Annotated in this window: 16 protein-coding genes; 6 read left to right on the forward strand and 10 right to left on the reverse strand. The window is 71.6% G+C overall.

The window, feature by feature from the left end; translation table 11 throughout:
- Positions 1–3 precede the first annotated feature (3 nt).
- Positions 4–1455 (forward strand): NAD(P)/FAD-dependent oxidoreductase, encoded by a 1452-nt coding sequence (locus ACIQID_RS06680; RefSeq protein ID WP_331202390.1) that lies wholly within the window; start codon positions 4–6, stop codon positions 1453–1455.
- 43 nt (positions 1456–1498) lie between these two features.
- Entirely contained in the window at positions 1499–2542 is a 1044-nt protein-coding gene (locus ACIQID_RS06685) for an ATP-dependent DNA ligase (RefSeq protein ID WP_331202389.1), read from the forward strand.
- A gap of 6 nt (positions 2543–2548) precedes the next feature.
- Here ACIQID_RS06685 and ligD read toward each other — a convergent pair whose 3' ends face one another.
- The 6 genes from ligD to ACIQID_RS06715 form a co-directional block, all read right to left on the reverse strand.
- Positions 2549–3619, reverse strand: a complete 1071-nt coding sequence (gene ligD, locus ACIQID_RS06690) for a non-homologous end-joining DNA ligase (protein WP_400283153.1) — start codon at positions 3617–3619, stop codon at positions 2549–2551.
- A gap of 64 nt (positions 3620–3683) precedes the next feature.
- Positions 3684–4823 carry an SseB family protein gene (locus ACIQID_RS06695; RefSeq protein ID WP_400283156.1) on the reverse strand — a complete coding sequence of 380 codons (1140 nt, stop codon included), beginning with the start codon at positions 4821–4823 and terminating at the stop codon, positions 3684–3686.
- A 44-nt stretch (positions 4824–4867) separates the two neighbouring features.
- Positions 4868–7321, reverse strand: coding sequence for a UvrD-helicase domain-containing protein (locus ACIQID_RS06700; RefSeq protein WP_312673463.1), 2454 nt, complete (start codon positions 7319–7321; stop codon positions 4868–4870).
- A 44-nt stretch (positions 7322–7365) separates the two neighbouring features.
- Positions 7366–7977, reverse strand: a complete 612-nt coding sequence (locus ACIQID_RS06705) for a LysE family translocator (protein ID WP_312673465.1) — start codon at positions 7975–7977, stop codon at positions 7366–7368.
- Between the two features lie 79 nt (positions 7978–8056).
- Positions 8057–9073 (reverse strand): ABC transporter permease, encoded by a 1017-nt coding sequence (locus ACIQID_RS06710; protein WP_400283160.1) that lies wholly within the window; start codon positions 9071–9073, stop codon positions 8057–8059.
- Positions 9070–10059, reverse strand: a complete 990-nt coding sequence (locus ACIQID_RS06715; RefSeq protein ID WP_400283163.1) for an ATP-binding cassette domain-containing protein — start codon at positions 10057–10059, stop codon at positions 9070–9072. Before ACIQID_RS06715 ends, ACIQID_RS06710 begins: the two co-directional genes overlap by 4 nt.
- Positions 10060–10148: 89 nt before the next feature.
- Between ACIQID_RS06715 and ACIQID_RS06720 the strand changes: the two genes are divergently transcribed.
- Complete coding sequence (locus ACIQID_RS06720; RefSeq protein WP_060922036.1) at positions 10149–10547, forward strand: YccF domain-containing protein; 399 nt, start codon at positions 10149–10151, stop codon at positions 10545–10547.
- A gap of 10 nt (positions 10548–10557) precedes the next feature.
- Here ACIQID_RS06720 and ACIQID_RS06725 read toward each other — a convergent pair whose 3' ends face one another.
- Positions 10558–11544: a glycerophosphodiester phosphodiesterase family protein gene (locus ACIQID_RS06725; protein WP_400283167.1), complete on the reverse strand. Its 987-nt coding sequence runs from the start codon at positions 11542–11544 to the stop codon at positions 10558–10560.
- 92 nt (positions 11545–11636) lie between these two features.
- Here ACIQID_RS06725 and ACIQID_RS06730 point away from each other — a divergent pair, with 92 nt between their 5' ends.
- Both ACIQID_RS06730 and ACIQID_RS06735 read left to right on the forward strand, forming a co-directional pair.
- Entirely contained in the window at positions 11637–12557 is a 921-nt protein-coding gene (locus tag ACIQID_RS06730) for a Bax inhibitor-1/YccA family protein (protein ID WP_303708602.1), read from the forward strand.
- A gap of 160 nt (positions 12558–12717) precedes the next feature.
- Positions 12718–12990: a GlsB/YeaQ/YmgE family stress response membrane protein gene (locus ACIQID_RS06735; RefSeq protein WP_312673472.1), complete on the forward strand. Its 273-nt coding sequence runs from the start codon at positions 12718–12720 to the stop codon at positions 12988–12990.
- A gap of 96 nt (positions 12991–13086) precedes the next feature.
- Here ACIQID_RS06735 and ACIQID_RS06740 read toward each other — a convergent pair whose 3' ends face one another.
- Together ACIQID_RS06740 and ACIQID_RS06745 are read right to left on the reverse strand one after the other, a co-directional pair.
- Positions 13087–14382, reverse strand: a complete 1296-nt coding sequence (locus ACIQID_RS06740) for an RNA polymerase sigma factor (RefSeq protein WP_400283171.1) — start codon at positions 14380–14382, stop codon at positions 13087–13089.
- A gap of 13 nt (positions 14383–14395) precedes the next feature.
- Entirely contained in the window at positions 14396–14824 is a 429-nt protein-coding gene (locus ACIQID_RS06745) for a YciI family protein (RefSeq protein WP_400283174.1), read from the reverse strand.
- A gap of 182 nt (positions 14825–15006) precedes the next feature.
- Between ACIQID_RS06745 and ACIQID_RS06750 the strand changes: the two genes are divergently transcribed.
- Entirely contained in the window at positions 15007–17100 is a 2094-nt protein-coding gene (locus tag ACIQID_RS06750) for a glycoside hydrolase family 10 protein (RefSeq protein WP_400283177.1), read from the forward strand.
- Positions 17101–17161: 61 nt separating this feature from the next.
- Here the strand turns inward: ACIQID_RS06750 and ACIQID_RS06755 are convergent, their stop codons facing one another.
- Positions 17162–18547 (reverse strand): glycosyltransferase, encoded by a 1386-nt coding sequence (locus ACIQID_RS06755; protein WP_400283180.1) that lies wholly within the window; start codon positions 18545–18547, stop codon positions 17162–17164.
- Positions 18548–18555 lie beyond the last annotated feature (8 nt).

Consider the following 18555-nt stretch of genomic DNA (forward strand, 5'->3'; position numbering starts at 1 on the left):
CGCATGGCACTCGCGACGATCATCGGATCCGGACCGAACGGCCTCGCCGCCGCCGTCTCCCTGGCCCGCGCCGGCTATCGGGTGCGCGTGCTCGAGGCCGCGGACACGGTCGGAGGCGGTCTGCGCACCCAGGAGGCCACCCTCCCGGGCTTCCGCCATGACGTCTGCTCGGCCGTCCACCCCGCGGCCGTCGCCTCGCCGTTCTTCCAGGCGTTCGGGCTCGACGAGCGGATCGAGTGGATCCGCCCCGAGATCTCGTTCGCCCATCCGCTGGACGGAGGCCGTGCCGCCATCGCCTGGCGCGACATCGAGCGCACCGCCACCGAGCTCGGCGTCGACGGGGACGCGTGGCGGCGCCGGCTCCGTCCCCTCAGCACCCACATCGACGGCGTCACGGACTTCACCGGGAACCAGCTCCTTCGCCTCCCGCACGACCCGATCACCGCCGTGCGCTACGCCATCCGCATGCTCGATCAGGGCACTCCCCTGGCACGCGCCGCCTTCCGCACGGAGGAAGCGGCCGCGCTCATGGCCGGAGTCGTCGCGCACGCGAACTCCCCGCAGCCCACGCTCGCCGGCGCCGCGGCCGGACTGCTGCTCGCCGGGCTCGCCCATGCCGGCGGTTGGCCCTATCCCCGCGGCGGCTCGCAGGCCATCGCCGACGCCCTCGTCGCCGATCTCGACGCCCACGGCGGCACGATCGAGACCGGGGTCCGCATCGCCGATCTCGGAGCGCTGGACTGGGGCGACCCGGACAGCGGCGACGTGCTCCTGCTCAACACCTCCCCCCGGCTCGCCCTCACCCACCCGGACATCCCGGCGTCGTACGCCCGCGCCCTCCGCGGCTACCGCTACGGCGCCGCGGCGGCCAAGGTCGACTTCGCGCTCGACGGCCCGGTCCCGTGGACCAACGAGCTCGTGCGGAGCGCACCGACCGTGCACGTGGCCGGGACGAGGGACGAGGTGTGGAACAGCGAGAACGCGGTCGCCGTCGGCCATGTGTCCGAGCGCCCCTACGTCCTGGCCGTCCAGCCGTCGGTCTTCGACCCGACCAGGGCCCCGGACGGAAAGGCCGTGCTCTGGGCGTACATCCACGTGCCGAACGGCTCCGACCTCGACCCGACCGCGCTCATCACCGCGCAGGTCGAGCGGTTCGCGCCGGGGTTCCGCGATCGGATCCTCGCCCACCACGCGGTTCCGGCCGCCTCCCGCGAGGCGATCAACCCGGCCGAGATCGGCGGCGACATCTCCGGCGGCGTCTTCGACATACGTCAGGCCGTGCGCCGTCCCGTCCTCTCCCCCGCCCCGTGGCGGACGCCGATGCGCGGCGTCTACCTCGCGTCGGCCTCCACTCCGCCCGGCCCCGCGGTCAACGGCATGGCCGGGTGGCACGCGGCGCACACCGTGCTCCGCGACGCCGGCACGCCCGCCGAGCTGGACGACCTGTTCGGCTGACCCGGCTCTTTCCCCCGCTCGCCGCCCGGTCCAGGATGGGTGCATGCGCTACGAGATCCCGGCCCCGATGCTCGCCAAGGCCGTCGCGGCTGTCCCCGACCCCGACAAGACCCCGGGCGGGCTCCTCTACGAGCCGAAGTGGGACGGGTTCCGGGGGCTCATCGCCTGGGACGGCGAGACGGTCGAGATCGGGTCCCGCGGGGCGAAGCCCCTCACGCGGTACTTCCCGGAGCTCGTCGACGCCATCCCGCAGCTGCTGCCGGTGCCCTGTCTGCTCGACGGCGAGATCGTCGTGGCCACGGGTCCGCACGGTGCGCAGCGTCTGGACTGGGAGGCCCTGAGCCAGCGCATCCACCCTGCCGCCTCCCGGGTCGCGAAGCTCGCCGTCGAGACCCCGGCCCTGTTCATCGCCTTCGACTTGCTCGCCTCCGGCGAGGACGACCTGCGGGACCAGTCGTTCGAGACGCGGCGGGCCCGGTTGGAGACGCTCATGGAGTCCGTGGAGCACCCGCTGCACCTGACCAGGACCACACGCGACCGGGACGCCGCCGTCCGCTGGCTCGAGGAGTTCGAGGGCGCGGGTCTCGACGGCGTCGTGGCGAAGCCGCTGGCGCAGCCGTACGCACCCGGGAAGCGCACCCTCTTCAAGATCAAGCACGCGCGGACCGCTGACGTCGTCGCCCTCGGCTACCGCATCCACAAGTCCGGCACCGGGGTCGGGTCGCTGCTCGTCGGGCTCTACGACGCCGACGGGACCCTGCGTCAGGTCGGCGGCGTCGCGGCATGGAGCGACGCGAAGCGGAGGCAGCTCGTGGAGGAGCTCGCGCCGCTGGTCGAGCGCGACGAGGACGGCGCGGCGGTGACCGGCGAGGGCGAGCGGTCGCGGTTCAGCGGGTCGAAGGACGTGTCGTTCGTGCGGCTGCGACCCGAGCGGGTGCTGGAGGTGCGGTACGACCAGCTCGAGGGCACCCGCTTCCGTCACACCGTGCAGTTCGAGCGGTGGCGGCCGGACCGCGACGCCCGCTCCTGCACGTACGACCAGCTCGACACCGTCGAGGGCTACGACCTGGCCGACGTCCTGAGCTGAGCCCGCTCAGTCCTCGACGGGGTTGCCGTCGGCATCCCAGTTCGCGGCGTTCTTCTTGCTCGGCTGCACGCGCGGCGGCTCTCCCGGCATCTTGGGGAACTCCGGCGGGAAGGGCAGCTCTCCGAGCCCGTCCGCCATGTCGCGCTCCCACCACTCCAGCAGCGTGTCGATGCGTCCGGGCTTCGCCTGCATGTCGGCCCACGGGTCGCCGAGGTCCGCCAGCCGCTGCGGGACGCTGCGCACCGTGAAGGCGCGGGGGTCGAGGTCGTCGAGCTCCTCCCAGTGCACGGGCGTCGCGACGGTCGCACCGGGGAGGGCACGCGGACTGTAGGCACCGGCCATCGTGCGGTCGCGGTTGGCCTGATTGAAGTCGACGAAGAGGCGCTCGCCGCGCTCCTCCTTCCACCAGTTCGTCGTGACCCGGTCCGGCATCCGGCGCTCGAGCTCGCGGCCGGCGGCGATCACGGCATGCCGCACGTCGAGGAACTCGTGGGTGGGCTCGATCGGCGCGAAGACGTGCAGGCCGCGATTCCCGCTCGTCTTCGCGAACGCCTCCAGGCCGGCCTCTCGCAGCACCTCCCGCAGGGCGTGGGCCGCGGGGACGGCCTCCGCGAAGCCCGTCCCCGGCTGCGGGTCGAGGTCGATCCGCAGCTCGACCGGGTTGTCGGAATCGGTCGCCAGCGACGCCCAGGGGTGGAAGACGATGGTGTTCATCTGCACCGCCCACACGATCGCGCTGGTGCGGTTCAGGACGATCTGGGGATGGCGGCGGCCGCTGTTGTACGTGACCGTGACGGCATCGACGAAGTCCGGCGTGCCCTTGGGCGGGTTCTTCGAGAAGAAGCCCTCCGGCCGCGGTCCCCCGGCGGCCCCCACGCCGTCGCGGAAGCGCTCCAGGGACACCGGCCGATTGCCGTTCGCCGAGAGGAACGGCACCGACACGAGCTGCACGTACTCGGCGAGCTCGGCCTTGGTGATGCCGAGGTCGGGCCAGACGACGCGGTTCGGGCTGGAGAGCGCGACCTCACGCTCCCCGTCGGTGTCGGCGACGGTCAGGGTCACGCGTTCAGAGGCCATGCTCCGACCCTAGGGGGCGGTCACGACCCGCGGAACCCCCGGCGGATCCCCGGTGCGCGCGCCGTCAGTCCTCGATCCGCACCGCGCGCACGAGCACCGGCGCGAGGGCGTCGCGCTCCACCACCATGGAGGGCCCCGCGGAGTCGATGATGACGCCGGCCATCTCGGAGTGGCTCGACAGCACCTTCGCGAGCTGGTCAGGCTCGAACGGCAGCGGGCGATCGCCCCGGCCGAGTGCGATGACCTCCAGCGGGTGCGAGAAGAGCTGGAGGAAGCGGCGGCCGTCGGCGGTCTGAGCCTCGGCGATGCCGACCTGGCCGGTGCCGGATCCGTCGTTCACGGCCACCCACATGCGCGTCGTGGCGAGAGCCTCGCCCACCTTGGCGGGCGAGTCCTGCTCCCGCGGCGTCGCGAGCAGGGACTTCACGGTCATGTCGACGTCGGCCTGCTCGAGCGTCTTCTGCAGGAGTTCGGTGGGAAACACCACCCGATGCGGCGCGGACGCGTTGTCGATGATGAGACCCGCGAAGTCGCCGGAGACGACCTGCTGCATGACCGAGGTCGTCGGCTGGGCGACAGCGGAGGTCGCGGACGGATCGGCTTCGAGCTGCACGGAGTCCCGGACGGCGGCTGCCGAGCTGAACGCCAGCATGAACTGGCGCTCGCCGTCGCGGACCACGGCGACCGCCAGCGGCTTGCCCTCGCTGATCTGCGCGCGGGCATCGCCGTTCACGCGGATGTAGAGGTGCCCCTGAAGAGCCTGGCGGAGCACCCCGAGAAGCTGCTCGTTGGACGCGCCCGCCTCGATCTGCGCCAGGGACTCGCGCAGGAGGACGTTGTCCTTCATTCCCGGCACGGTCTCGGTCTGCTCGGGCGGGAGCGCGGGAGCGAGCGGGAGCTTCCGCTCGGCCGCCGGTGCCGCGGACTCCGCGGTGGGGCTCGGCGGCGTCGGCGCCGCAGCGGGCGCTGCGGCTGCCGCCGCGGCCTCCGGATCCGGAAGCGCGACCTCGGGCCCGGCTTCGGCGCCGACACCGCGGAACGCCTGCACCGAGATGCCGACGGTGGGCGACGCCTCGGCCGTCGACGCCTCCGACTCCTCGGTCGCCGTGCTCGCGTCCTCCTCGCTCTCGGTGGCCGGAGCGGCGGAGGGGGCGGGAGCGACGGCGTCGTCGCCGGACTTCTTGCGGCGGGAGAAGAGGGCCATGGGAGCCAGCCTAACCGTGTCTCCCCGCCCTCTCCGTCGCGACGTCAGAGCTTCTGGATCGGGGCGACCTTGATGAGCAGCTTCTTCTGCCCTGCCGTGTCGAACCGGACATGGGCGATGCGCTTGGCGCCTTCGCCGGTGACGGCGTCGACCCGCCCCTCGCCGAAGTCGTCGTGCCGGATGCGGTCTCCGGCGGCGAGTTCGAGGTCGCCGTTGTCGCGCATCTTGGCGGTGACGCGGTTGGGGATCTTGTCCATCGCCGTCGAGAGCGGCTTGAGGGAGTCGCGGGGCAGGGCCTTCACGCCGAAGCGGTCGCCGGACCCCCCGGAGCGACGGGCGTTCAGCGCGCGCGACTGCATGCCCCCGCGGGAGTTCACGTCGCCCGGGGACTGCCGCCAGTCGATGAGGGAGGCCGGGATCTCCTGCAGGAACCGGCTGGGCATGGCGACCGTCACCTCGCCGAACTGCGCGCGGGTCATCGCCAGGGACAGGTGCAGGCGCTTGCGGGCGCGGGTGATGCCCACGTAGAACAGGCGTCGCTCCTCCTGCGGGCCGCCGGGCTCTCCCGCCGAGATGCGGTGCGGGATGAGGTCTTCCTCCACGCCGGTGACGAAGACCGCGTCGTACTCGAGGCCCTTGGCGGTGTGCATCGTCATGAGAGACACCGACCCGGACTCATCGTCGAGGTCGTCCGCGTCGGAGACCAGCGCGACCTCGGTGAGGAAGTCGGTGATGGTGCCCTCGGGGTTGTTGCGCGCGAAGTCGCGGGTCACGGCCACGAACTCGTCGAGGTTCTCCACGCGGGCCTCGTCCTGCGGATCGCGGCTGGCACGCAGCGCGTCGAGGTAGCCGCTCTTGGAGAGCAGGAGGCTGAGCCCGTCCGCCACGGAGGTGGGCGGCGGCACCTCCCCCGTCGGCGGGAGCATGATCGCCGTCGCCTCGGCGAGCACGGCGTCGAGCTGGGCGACGGCGGCCTGGATCTTCGGACCGACGCCGAGCTGGCCCGGCAGCGACAGGGCATCGCGGAAGGAGATGCCGTGCTCCTCGGCGAAACGGGCGATCGCGGTCTCGGTGACATCGCCGATGCCGCGCCGCGGCTTGTTGAGGATACGGCGGACCGCCATCTCGTCGGCGGGGTTCGCGACCGCCACGAGATAGGCCAGGGCGTCCTTGATCTCGGCGCGCTCGTAGAACTTGGTGCCGCCCATGATCTTGTACGGCACGGCTGAGCGGATGAAGATCTCCTCCAGCGCGCGGGACTGCGAGTTCGTGCGGTAGAAGACGGCCATCTCCGAATACGGCATGCCCTTGCGGTGCAGGGCCTCGATCTCGTCGGCGACGAACTGGGCCTCGTCGTGCTGCGAGTAGCCGGTGAAGCCGATGATCCTGTCGCCCTCGCCGCGGTCGCTCCAGAGCTTCTTGTCCTTGCGGTCGAAGTTGTTGCCGATGACGGCGTTCGCCGCGGAGAGGATGTTCTGCGTCGAGCGGTAGTTCTGCTCGAGGAGGACGACCTTCGCCCCCGGGAAGTCGCGCTCGAACTCGCTGATGTTGCGGATGTCCGCGCCGCGGAAGGCGTAGATCGACTGATCCGAGTCGCCGACCACCGTCAGCGACGCCCCGGCCTCACCGGCGCCCGGTGCCGGCTCGGGGTCGGGCTCGAAGATCATCATGCCGTTGGCGGCATACGGCTCCGGTGTCGCGCCGACGCCGGACACCGGACGGGTGAGCTCGTGGATGAGCGCGTACTGCGCGTGGTTGGTGTCCTGGTACTCGTCGACGAGGATGTGGCGGAACCGGCGGCGGTAGGTGTCGGCGACCTGAGGGAACGCCCGGAACAGGTAGACCGTCTGGCCGATGAGGTCGTCGAAGTCGAAGGCGTTGGCCTTCTGGAGCTGCCGCTGGTAGTCGGCGAAGACCTCGACGAAGACACGTTCGGCCGGGTCGCTCATGTTGGCCTGGCGGGCATAGGCCTCGGCGTCGGAGAGCTCGTTCTTGAGCTTGGAGATGCGCCCCTGGACCGCCGCCGGGGTGAGGCCGTAGGCGTCGGCCTCGTGCTCCTTGACCAGCCGCTTGAGGAGGGCGCGGGAATCTCCGGAGTCGTAGATGGTGAAGTTCTTCGTGAACCCGAACTGCTGCGCCTCGCGGCGGAGGATGCGCACGCACGCGGAGTGGAACGTGGAGATCCACATGCCGCGCGCGGCGTCGCCGATGAGCCCTTCGACGCGCTCGCGCATCTCGCCGGCGGCCTTGTTGGTGAAGGTGATGGCGAGGATCTGGCTCGGCCAGGCCTCGCGGCTGCGCAGGAGCGAGGCGATGCGGCGCGTGAGCACGCTCGTCTTGCCCGAGCCGGCGCCGGCGACGATGAGCAGCGCGGGGCCGCGATACGTCACGGCCTCGAGCTGCTGGGGGTTGAGGCCGGCGAGGAGGTCGTCCTGCGCGGGGGCGCCGGAGGACTGCGGGCCGACGGATCCGGGGACGATGAGAGGGGCTTCGGTCATGACCTCTCGAGTCTAGGCGGCGGCACCGACATCGAGGTCCCCGGCTACCGGGTCTCGAGCGCCAGCCGCCCCGCCAGCAGCACATAGGTCGCCGCGAACGAGCGCCGCAGCCACGCCATCACCTTCGGCCGGGTGAGGACGCGCGTGCGCATGGTCGCCGCGAAGATCCCATAAGCCGCGAACACGACGAAGGTGACCGCCATGAAGACCAGGCTCAGCACGATCATCTGCGCGGTGGCCCCCGCGCCTCCGGCGGGAACGAACTGCGGCAGGAAGGCGAAGAAGAAGATGGTCAGCTTCGGGTTCAGGAGGTTGAGGAGGACGGCGGTGCGGACGATCCGCCACGACGACGCGGGCACGGTGTCCTCCTCCGCCGGCATCAGCGAGGCGTCCCGCAGCGTCCGCCACGCGAGGTACAGCAGGTAGGCGACCCCGAACCACTTGATGACCTCGAACGCGACGGCGGAGGCGTGCAGGATCGCGGCCAGACCGGTGATCGCGGCGACCATATGCGGGACGACCCCCAGCGTGCAGCCGAGGGCGGCGACGACGCCGGCCCTCGCCCCCTGGGAGATCCCGATCGCCACCGAGTACACCGCCCCGGTTCCCGGAGTCGCGACGACTACCAGGGTCGTGAGGAGGAATGCGATGCTCATGCGGCCCTTCCGTCGCGGCGGTCGGTCCGCGTGTCCTGTCTACCGGCTCGACGCATCACGTGCATCCCCCCTCTTCCGCTCAGGCGATGCGGGTGCCCGGCGGCAGCCGCCGCGCGGGCGTCCGTGTGCGGGCCCATGCTCCCGCGAACAGCGCCCCGGCGAGCACGACCTGTACGCCGAGCCCCACGAACCAGCTCGGCACGGTCTCGTCGATCACCTCCTCGGCCGTCCGGGAACCGCTCTCCGGGTCGCAGTCGTCCCAGCGCTGCTCCAGCGGCGAGAGCTGCGCGCTGCGGACGCCGAACTTGATCTGCCCGTAGAGGTCGATCGGGTAGCCGTCCGTGCTGAACTCGGTGGGGGTCGCGTCGGCGAGCACGACGAACGGGTTGGCGGCGAGCGCCCACCACACGAGGTCGAACCGCGGCGCCTCGTACGTGTACTCCTCCCAGCTCTCGCAGTCCACGTTGCCGTTGTCGTCGTAGGGGCGGGTGTAGCTCGTCGCCTCGCTGCGCACGGCCAGGCCGCCGAGCGCGAAGACGATGATCGTGCCGATGACGAGTGCCGAGACCACGAGGTAGGTGGACGCGACCGAGAACAGCGGGCGGGCGATGAGGCCGCTCAGCCCCACGCCGATCGCGGCGACGATGACGATCTCGGCGGCGAGGATGAGCAGCGCCACGAACAGCACGATCGGATCGGTCCCGCCCGCCAGCAGCGACGCCGCGAGGAACGGGACAGCCACCAGGAGGAACGCGCCGCCCGTCGCGATCGCCGCGAGCAGCTTGCCCAGCATGATGTCGCCGGTCGACGCCGCGGTGACCTGGATCGGCGCGAGCGTGGCCGCCTCCCGGTCGCCGTTGATGGCGTTGCCGCTGAGCGTCGGCGAGACGAGCACGACGAGCAGCAGGACCACGTTGACGACGATGGACGATACGCCCGCCCCGACGTCCTCCCCCCAGGAGTACACGGCGAACGACAGGCCGGTGACACCGAGGAGCACCAGCGCGAAGACGCCGAGGAGCACGTACCAGCCGACGCTCCGCAGCCGCTGGGTCAGTTCGAGGCGGGCGATGACGCCGATGTTCGCGAGGCTCATGCTCCCGCCTCCGTTCCGTGGGGTGCCGCAGGCGGCGGGGGCGGCGGGGTCGACCCCGCGGGCGGCTGCGGGTGCCGGAGTGCGAGGAACGTGTGCTCCAGATCGCTCTGCGCGGGCGCGAACTCCGCGACGGGCAGCCCCGCCTCCACGAGGAGACGCAGCGACCGGGCGGCGGCGTCCTCCCCGGGGAAGCCGACGAGGACGGCGCCGCGGTCCACGGCGAGGGACTCGGGAGCCAGCCCGAGAGTCGAGGCGACCTGCCAGGTGTCCGCGTTCAGGCGCTCCGCGGTCGCGCCGGCCAGCCGCACCCGCCAGGCGCGGACCGTGCTCTGCGCCGGGGCGGCGTCCACGACGGCCCCGCCGACGAGGAAGACGGCGTCGTCGACGACCTCTTCCAACTCGGAGAGCACGTGGCTGGAGATGAGGACCGTGCGTCCTTCGGCCGCGAAGCGGCGCAGCAGCACCCGCAGCTGCACGCGGGCCTCCGGGTCGAGGCCCGACGCCGGCTCGTCGAGGAGCAGCACCTGCGGGTCGTGGACGAGAGCGCGGGCGAGGCCGAGCTTCTGCTTCTGCCCGCGGGAGAGCACCTTCGCGGCGGAATCCGCGAGCTCCCCCAGGCCGACGAGACCGAGGAGGTGCTGCGCCCGCCGCTCCGCGTCCGCGCGGTCGATCCCGTAGAGCCGGGCCGTGGTCACGATCGTCTCGCGGGCGGTAAGGGAGGGCCAGGCGCCGAGGGCATCCGGCATCCACCCCAGCACGCGACGGGCGGCGAGCGGATCGGCTTCGGGGTCGATGCCGCCGATGCGGATCGAGCCGCTGTCGGGGGCGAGCAACGAGGCGAGCATCAGGAGCAGCGTCGTCTTGCCCGCGCCGTTCGGGCCCACCAGGCCCGTCACCCTTCCCGCCTCTGCGCGCAGCGTGGCCCCTCGCACGGCCTGCACGTCCCCGAACGCCCTGCTGACGTCGTCCACCACTATTCCGGTCATGCGGTCAGTCTGGCATCGCCGGGGGCGAGCGCCGGGGACCTCCGGGCTGATGCCCAGCCGCGCCGCCCCGCGGGTGACACAATCGCTGTATGCGCACGATCCTCAACATCATCTGGGTCATCCTCGCGGGCTGGGCGCTCTTCCTCGGCTACGTGCTGGCCGGCCTCCTGCTGTGCATCCCGATCATCACGATCCCGTGGGCCATCGCCTCGTTCCGCATCGCCGCCTACGCCATCTGGCCGTTCGGCCGCGAGGTCGTCAGCAAGCCGACGGCCGGCGTCGGGTCTTTCCTCGGGAACGTGCTCTGGGTCATCCTCGCGGGGTGGTGGCTGGCGCTCGGCCACATCGTGTCGGGACTGGCGCTGTGCATCACCATCATCGGCATCCCCATGGGCATCGCCGACTTCAAGATGGTCCCGGTGTCGCTCATGCCGCTCGGCAAGGAGATCGTCTCCACCCGTCAGGGCGCGTTCGACCGCACGCTCTGACCCCGGCGGGTCAGCCGCGGAAGAACGCGACGCCGAGATCGGGGTGGTCGACGAAGACGCCGTCCACGCCCTGCCGGGCGATCACGCCCCACTCCGCCTCGTAGTGCCCGAACGCGCTCTTGCCTCCCGGTCCGCGGTAGGGCGCCGCGAGGAAGGCGTTCTCCGGCCGGCAGGTCCACGTGAAGACGATCAGGCCGCGGGCGTGCGCATCGGCGACCAGCGTCGTGCCCGGCACCAGGAGCATCTTCTTGTCGACGCTGATCCCGTCGATCCGACCGACCAGGCGGTCCAGATTCCCGGGGGTCACGGTCTCCGGGTAGCTCAGGGCCTTCGACCCCTCGGCGACGAAGAGGTCGTACGGCTGTCCGGCCGCCTCGATGAGGTAGACGAAACTCGCGTCGACGTCCGCAGCGCGGAGCTGCCCGAGCACGGTCGACTCGAAGCTCTCCACGATCAGCGGCAGCTCCCCCGCCGCCCACCCGGCATCGCGCAGCTCCCGCGCGATGAGGGGCGCGAGGTCGAGTCCGATGCGTGCGAAATGCGTGGCGTGCTTCACCTCGAGCACGACGCCGATCGTCCGGTTCTGCTCGTGCGCGGCCGCCCGTACGAGGTCCAGGACGTCGCGCAGGCGCAGGATGGGCTCCGTGCCGTCGAAGGAGGCGCTGGATGCCCGGAGCTTCGGCAGCCGTTCCCGGCAGCGCAGCGTGGACAGCTCGGCCCAGGTGAAGTCCTCCGTGAACCAGCCGGTCAGTGCGGCGCCGTCCACGCGCCGCGTCGTGCGGCGGTCGGCGAACTCCGGGTGATCGGCGACGTCCGTGGTGCCGGAGATCTCGTTCTCGTGCCGCACGACCAGGACGCCGTCCTTGGTGGCGACCACGTCCGGCTCGACCGCGTCGACCCCCATCGCGAGCGCGAGCGCATAGGACGATCGGGTGTGCTCGGGACGGACGCCCGGAGCACCGCGATGCCCGATGACGAGCGGGGGTTTGCTGGGCACGCTCACAGCGTAAGGCACCCCGGGAGTGTCGCCGCCCGGGTATCGTGGAGGAAAGCGACCTACGACCCCCCTTTTGGAGTGAGGCCCACCTGATGAGCAACTTCGCTTTCAACAATCCTGCTTTCCAGCAGCAGGACCCGCGCAACGTCGCGACCTACCCGGGTGCCCCCCAGGGTGCGCAGGGCGCACAGGCCGCGTCGCTCCAGCACGGCGCGATGGATGCCGCCGCCAACGCGCAGCTCGAGGGCATGTACGCCGCCCCCGCCGCAGGCGCGCTCGAGACCGACCGGATGTCCGTCGAGGACACCGTGTGGAAGACCGCCGGCCTCTTCGGCATCCTCCTCGTCACCGCCGTCGTCGGCTGGGTGCTGACGCTCGGCGGCCTCGACGTGCCGCGCTACGACCCGTACAACCCCGCTGCCGTCAACGTGCTGCCCTGGGCCCTCGGGGCGCTCGGCGGTTTCGTGCTGGCGATGGTCATCACCTTCACCTCGCGCAAGAAGGTCCGCCCCGCGCTGATCTTCGCCTACGCGGCCTTCGAGGGTCTCTTCATCGGCGGCATCTCGGCGTTCTTCGAGGTCCGCTGGCCCGGCATCGTCTTCCAGGCGACGCTCGCCACCGTCTCGGTCGTCGGCGTGACCCTCGCCCTCTTCGCGAGCGGCAAGATCCGCGCCTCCAAGAAGGCGACCAAGATCTTCATGATCGCGATGATCGGCTACCTGGTCTTCTCGCTCCTGAACCTCGTCCTCATGTGGACCGGGATCAATGACAACGCCTTCGGCCTCTTCAGCATGAAGATCATGGGCATCCCGCTCGGCCTCATCATCGGCGTCCTCGTCGTGATCATGGCGGCGTACTCGCTGGTGCTCGACTTCGACCAGATCCAGCAGGGCGTGCGCAACGGCGCTCCCCGCAAGTACGGCTGGCTCGGCGGCTTCGGCATCATGGTCACCGTCGTCTGGCTGTACGTCGAGATCCTCCGGATCATCGCGATCGCCCGCGGCAACAACTGACGCGATCCGTCGCGACGAGAGGCCCGTCTCCCTGGGGAGGCGGGCCTCTTGCCATATCCGGGAGGCCGCGCGCAAGGGGTTGGCACGCGAATCCGGAGCCGGGCACAGTAGGTGTCACGAGGCCCCGGCACCCCGGGGCTCCTGACCCAAGGAGCTGACCATGAGTTTTCTCGGCTTTCTTCTTCTCGGCCTCATCGCCGGAGCCATCGCGAAGCTGATCCTGCCCGGCAAGCAGGGCGGCGGATGGTTCATCACCCTGCTGCTCGGCGTCGTCGGCGCCCTGCTCGGCGGCTGGCTCGGCAGCCTGATCCTCAACCGTCCGCTCACCGAGTTCTGGGACCTCGGCACCTGGCTCCTCGCCATCGGCGGTTCGATCATCGTGCTGCTGATCTACGGTCTCATCGTCGGCCGCGGCCAGCGGGTCAACGACTGACGCAGACCCCACTCGACGCGCCCCGCGTCACCCACGCCCGTCCCTCACGGCTGCGAGAGCATCCGTGAGGGGCGGGTCTTTTCGTGCCGCGGACGATCAGCTCCCGGCACCGCGCGCCTTGCGCTCCAGGAGTCCGCGCTCACGGTCGTTGCCGGCCAGCCCCGCGGCCACGGCGAACTCGCTGCGCGCCTCGCTCTCCCGGCCGAGTCGGCGCAGCAGCTCGCCCCGCGTGGCCGGGAGCAGGTGGTACCCGCGCAGCGCCCCGGACGCGGCCAACTCATCGAGCAGCCGCAGCGCCGAGGCGGGCCCTGTCGCCATGGCCACGGCGGCCGCGCGGTTCAGCTCCACCACCGGGGACGGGGTGAGCCGGCCCAGCGCCTCGTAGAGGACGACGATGCGATCCCAGTCGGTCTCGTCCACGGACGGCGCGACGACATGGCATTCGGCGATGGCGGCCTGCAGACTGTACGGCCCGCGTCCGCGGCCGAGTGCGTCCGCCCGCGCCAGGGCTGCTCTCCCCCGCGCGATGCGACTGCGGTCCCACCGCCGACGGTCCTGATCGGCGAGCAGCACCGGGTCGCCGTTCCGGTCGGTCCGCGCCGGGAAGCGTGCGGCCGTGAGCTCCAGGAGCGCGAGCAGGCCGTGCACCTCCGGTTCCCGGGGCTGCAGCGCGGCGAGCACCCTGGCGAGTCGGATGGCCTCGTCGCTCAGCTCCGGCCGCATCCACTCCGGACCGCTGCTGGCCGCGTGCGCTTCGTTGAAGATGAGATAGAGCACCCCGAGGACCGCGCCGAGCCGCGCCGCATGCTCCTCCTGCGGGGGCACCTCGAACGGCGCGTGCGCGGCCGCCAGCGTCTTCTTGGCGCGCACGATCCGCTGCTGCACGGTCGCCGTGGGGACGAGGAAGGCGCGGGCGATCTCCGCGCTCGACAGACCGCCCACGACCCGCAGTGTCAGCGCGACCTGCGCCTCCCGGGAGAGGACCGGGTGGCACGCGATGAAGAGGAGGCGCAGCACGTCGTCGTCCACGGCGTCCGGGTCCCCGGGCAGCTCGGGCCCCTGCGCCTGCTCCTGTTCGAGGTCGTGCGCGATCAGCGCCAGACGGTCGTCCAGCCGCTCGCGGCGTCGCCATCCGTCCACCGCCTTCCGCTTGGCCACCGCCGTCAGCCACGCGGCGGGGTTCTGCGGCACGCCCTCGGCGGGCCATTGCCGCAGCGCGGCGACCAGGGCCTCCTGCGCGAGGTCCTCCGCCAGACCGAAGTCGCCGACCATCCGCGTCAGCGTGCCGACGATGCGCGCGGACTCGATGCGCCACACCGCCGCGACGGCCCGCTCGGCCGCCTCCTGCGCCGAGGCGGCCGTGGTCGTCGCGGGGTCCGGGGAGCCGTCCATCAGCGGCGCGGCGTCACGCCTGCTCGGCGCGGCGGGCCTGCTCCTCCCGCCAGCCCGCCTCCTTCTCGATCCACTCGTTGTCGGCGGGGAAGTCCTCCGGGCCGGTCACCCGGCGCACCTCGAGGAACGATCCCGGTCCGAGCGGTGCCCGGCTCGCCCACTCCGCGGCCTCCTCGCGCGAGGAGACCTCGATGATCCAGAAGCCGTTGAAGAGCTCCTTCGTCTCCCCGTAGGGGCCGTCCGTGATGAGCGGCTTCTCGGCGCTGAAGTCGACGACGAAGCCCTCCGCCGCGTCGGTCAGGCCCTCCCCGGCGACGAGGACGCCCGCCTTCATCATCGACTCGTTGTAGCGACCCATCGCCTCGATGACCTGCTCGAAGGGCATCGCCTGATAGGCCGCCACCGCGTCGTCGGTCGCGCGCATGATGAGCATGAACTTCATGATGTTCTCCTTGTTCCGAAGGGCCGTTCCTCGACCCTCTCATCACAGACGTCGAACGGGAACAGCGGAGATCGACATCGGGGCGGAAGTTCTTCGTCGACTTCTCGAGGAGGCGCCGAAGGCATAGAGTTTCAGTTCAAACCCTTTCGATGGAAATTGTTTTCCAGATCGGACGAGACTCGATGAAGAGACGCATCGCGGCCACCGCCGCGGCCGCCCTGCTCCTGCTGGCACTCCCCACGACCGCCGGAGCGGCCCCCGACGAGGAGCCGTTGACCCGATACGTCAAGGACGCCTCCGGCGCCTACGGCTACGGTCCGGAGCCCGTGTACACCTATCCGGGATCCGGGGAGCAGGTCGCGATCCCCACGACGCTGACCCCGGAGAACCGCCGCTTCTCCAGTGCCTGGGTCGGCACGATCGGCAACCTGAACTTCGGCAAGCCCGCCGACGCCGCGGACTTCGACGCCCGCTACGCGACGGTGCTCGACGACTTCGCCTCCTGGAACATGAACGCGGTCATCTTCCAGGTGCGTCCGCTGCTGGACGCCTACTACCCCTCGGCGCTGAACCCCTGGTCCGAGTTCCTCACCGGCACCCAGGGCGCCGATCCCGGGTACGACCCGCTGCAGCGCATGGTCGAGGCCACGCACGCCCGCGGCATGGAGTTCCACGCCTGGCTGAACCCCTATCGCGTGACCAATGCGAAGATGACGTCTCCCGCGATGCTCACCGCCCTCGGCCTCACCGCGGACGAGGTGAAGGCGCTGTCCATCCCGCAGTACATCGCGGCGCTCAACGACGCCGGCATCCTCGCCGACGACAACTTCGCCGTGCAGCACCCCGACTGGGTCCTGTCGTTCGAGGAGAAGCTGTTCCTCGACCCCGGTCAGCCCGAGGTCCCCGCGTACGTCGCGGCCACCGTCGCCGAGATCACGGAGAACTACGACGTCGACGCCATCCACTTCGACGACTACTTCTACCCGTACCGGATCACCGTCGACGGCCAGAACGTGTTCTTCGGCGCGCAGGGCGAGGACCGTGCGACCTTCGAGGAGTTCGGCCTCACGGCGGGCTATCCCGACACCGTCGCCGGCATCGAGGCGTGGCGGCGCGACAACATCACGGGTCTGATCACCCTCGTCGGCGACGCGATCGACGCCGGCAACGCGGCGCGCGGCACCGCCGTGCAGCTCGGCATCAGCCCGTTCGGGATCTGGGAGCACGAGGCGCTCGACCCCGCCGGGTCCCACACGCCGACGAGCTCGTCGCAGACGTACAGCCAGGCGGTCTTCGCCGACACCCGCGGGTGGGTGCAGGACGAGCTGATCGACTACATCGTGCCGCAGATCTACTGGAGCTTCGATCAGGCCGCCGCCCCCTACGGGGAGCTCGCGCAGTGGTGGAGCGACGTGGCAGCAGGCAGCCGTACCCAGGTCTATGTAGGCCACGCGCTCTACAAGCACGTCAACAACGGGGGCTGGGAGCAGGCCTGGATGAACCCGGAGGAGGTGCCGAACCAGATCCGGTACAACCAGAAGCTCGACGGCATCGAGGGCAGCGTCCTGTTCAGCTACAACGACATGAAGCCCAGCGACCTGGGCTCCCTTCCCGCCGACCAGCGGCCGAAGCACGAGGCGAAGAACACCGCGATCGAGCTGCTCGAGGGCGAAGCCTTCGCCCACCCCACACTCGTCCCTGCGAAGCCGTGGCTGTCGGACGGGCGCGTGGCGGCCCCCTCGACGCCAGTGGTCGTCGACGGCGAGCTGCGCTGGCAGGCCGGCGACGCCCGGGAGGCCCGCCGGTATGCGATCTACCGCGGCACCGGTGATCCGGCGCAGATCGTCGCCACGCCGGGCGCACTGGTCGACACGGTCTGGGCGGGAGGCGCGGCCTCGTTCCGCTTCCCCCTCCCCGCCGATGCCGCCCCCGCCACCGCCGCGCGCGCGGCGACGGAGACCTGGGTGGTGACCGCGCTGGACGCGGCCGCCGTCGAGAGTGCGCCGGTGGCTGCCGCCGTCGACGAGCCGGTGGATCCCACCGATCCGGGGACTCCGACGGATCCCACCGACCCCGGCACGCCGGAGGACCCGGACTCCGGGGGTGACGACGACGCCGTCGCCGCTCCCGTCGGCGGCGCGTCCCGCGGCGACCGCGGCGACCTCGCCACGACCGGCGGCGACGTCCCGACGGGGGCACTGCTCCTGGGCGGGCTGCTGCTCGCCGCCGGTGCGGTCACGGCCGGAGTGGCGGCCGCGCGGCGGCGCACCCGATAGGGACCGTCGACCGCCGGGGCGTCGTCCGCGACTCCCCGGCGGTCGGCCGGACCGCGGACGGTCAGCGCCGCGACGGCGCGCGGACGGCCGCCGCGATCGTCGCGGTCAGCGCCTCCGCGGAGCGTGCCGGGCTCCAGGCCGCCGCGACGACCGGTGCTTCAGCGCGGAGCGCCGCGAGCCGGTCCGGATCGGTCAGCAGCTCCCGCAGCGCCGCCCCCAGCGCCGTCACGTCGCCGGCGGGGACGAGCACCCCGCCCCCGGCACCGAGCACGTCGCGGATGCCGTACCGCACGTCGTACGACACCACAGGGGTGCCGTGCAGCAGAGCCTCGACCACGCCGAGCGGCTGCCCTTCGAACGCGGTCGAGGTGACCAGGACGGACGCCCGGTCGAGCACCGTCGCCGGATCGGCGGTGTACCCGCACAGCCGCACGCGGTCGGCGCCGTCGAGCTCCGCGATCAGCGCCGCCAGCCGCTCCTCCTCCGCACCCGTGCCCCAGATCTCCATCCGGGTCCCCGGCACGTCCGCCGCCAGGAAGGCGCGAATCGCATGATCGACGCGCTTGCCCGCCGCGAGTCGGCCCAGGACGACGACGAGGCCGTCCTCCCGCAGGCTCTCCCGCCGTTCGACGGGCTCGATGGGATTGGGCACCACGACATGATTCGCCGCGCTGCCGAACCGCGCCACGACGTCGTCGCGCTGGGTGGCCGTCGGCCAGATCACCGCATCGAACCGGTCGGCGAGGCGGAACCACCGCGTCCAGAGCGTGTTCATGCGAGCGTCCGGCGTGTAGGGAGCCTCGACGTGCATGGTGTGGATGGGGTGCAGGATGCGCACGCGCGGATCGGCCCAGTCCGCCACCAGTTCGCCCAGCTGGCGGGACTCGCAGATCACGACGATCGGCCGGGCGCCCAGCGCCGCCGTGATGTGGTCGAGCCAGGCGCCGTAGAGTCCGCGGAAGCCGTGCAGCGCGCCGACGACCGCTCCGCTCTCGTCGTAGACGAGGACGGGCTCGTCCGTGAGGTGCCAGTCCGGATTGCCGGGGATCACCGGCAACGCCGCGAAGGGACGACCCTCCGGGTCCGTGAGCACCCGATACTCCACGTCGGGGTCGGCCGTCACCGCGCCGTCGGCCGCCTCTCGCAGCCACGCCGCGGCTCCGCCCTCCGGTGCGGTGGCCTCGTCGAAGAGGTTGCGCAGACGACCCGGGTCGACGAGCGCTCCCCGCTCCGCGAACACGCGACGGTGCTCGGCGTGCTCCGCGCGCGTTCCGGGGTCGAACGTGAGCAGCTGCGGCCCCCGGCCCTCGCCCGCGCCGGCGGCGGCGAGCATCCGTGCGCGCGCGAGCGTCGCGATGGTGTACCCGCCGTCCAGCCCGGGGATCAGACGGCTGGACAGCACCAGGTACTCGGCGTCCGGGAGGACCGGCGCCGAGACCGGGGGCATCTCGCCCC

It is taken from the genome of Microbacterium sp. NPDC091676 (assembly GCF_044756645.1).
Lineage (GTDB): Bacteria > Actinomycetota > Actinomycetes > Actinomycetales > Microbacteriaceae > Microbacterium > Microbacterium paraoxydans_D.

Coding starts and splice junctions, on each gene's coding strand:
- ACIQID_RS06680 (WP_331202390.1), top strand. CDS start 4: ATGGCACTCGCGACGATCATCGGATCCGGACCGAACGGCCTCGCCGCC.
- ACIQID_RS06685 (WP_331202389.1), top strand. CDS start 1,499: ATGCGCTACGAGATCCCGGCCCCGATGCTCGCCAAGGCCGTCGCGGCT.
- ligD (WP_400283153.1), bottom strand. CDS start 3,619: ATGGCCTCTGAACGCGTGACCCTGACCGTCGCCGACACCGACGGGGAG.
- ACIQID_RS06695 (WP_400283156.1), bottom strand. CDS start 4,823: ATGGCCCTCTTCTCCCGCCGCAAGAAGTCCGGCGACGACGCCGTCGCT.
- ACIQID_RS06700 (WP_312673463.1), bottom strand. CDS start 7,321: ATGACCGAAGCCCCTCTCATCGTCCCCGGATCCGTCGGCCCGCAGTCC.
- ACIQID_RS06705 (WP_312673465.1), bottom strand. CDS start 7,977: ATGAGCATCGCATTCCTCCTCACGACCCTGGTAGTCGTCGCGACTCCG.
- ACIQID_RS06710 (WP_400283160.1), bottom strand. CDS start 9,073: ATGAGCCTCGCGAACATCGGCGTCATCGCCCGCCTCGAACTGACCCAG.
- ACIQID_RS06715 (WP_400283163.1), bottom strand. CDS start 10,059: ATGACCGGAATAGTGGTGGACGACGTCAGCAGGGCGTTCGGGGACGTG.
- ACIQID_RS06720 (WP_060922036.1), top strand. CDS start 10,149: ATGCGCACGATCCTCAACATCATCTGGGTCATCCTCGCGGGCTGGGCG.
- ACIQID_RS06730 (WP_303708602.1), top strand. CDS start 11,637: ATGAGCAACTTCGCTTTCAACAATCCTGCTTTCCAGCAGCAGGACCCG.
- ACIQID_RS06735 (WP_312673472.1), top strand. CDS start 12,718: ATGAGTTTTCTCGGCTTTCTTCTTCTCGGCCTCATCGCCGGAGCCATC.
- ACIQID_RS06740 (WP_400283171.1), bottom strand. CDS start 14,382: ATGGACGGCTCCCCGGACCCCGCGACGACCACGGCCGCCTCGGCGCAG.
- ACIQID_RS06745 (WP_400283174.1), bottom strand. CDS start 14,824: ATGAAGTTCATGCTCATCATGCGCGCGACCGACGACGCGGTGGCGGCC.
- ACIQID_RS06750 (WP_400283177.1), top strand. CDS start 15,007: ATGAAGAGACGCATCGCGGCCACCGCCGCGGCCGCCCTGCTCCTGCTG.
- ACIQID_RS06755 (WP_400283180.1), bottom strand. CDS start 18,547: ATGCCCCCGGTCTCGGCGCCGGTCCTCCCGGACGCCGAGTACCTGGTG.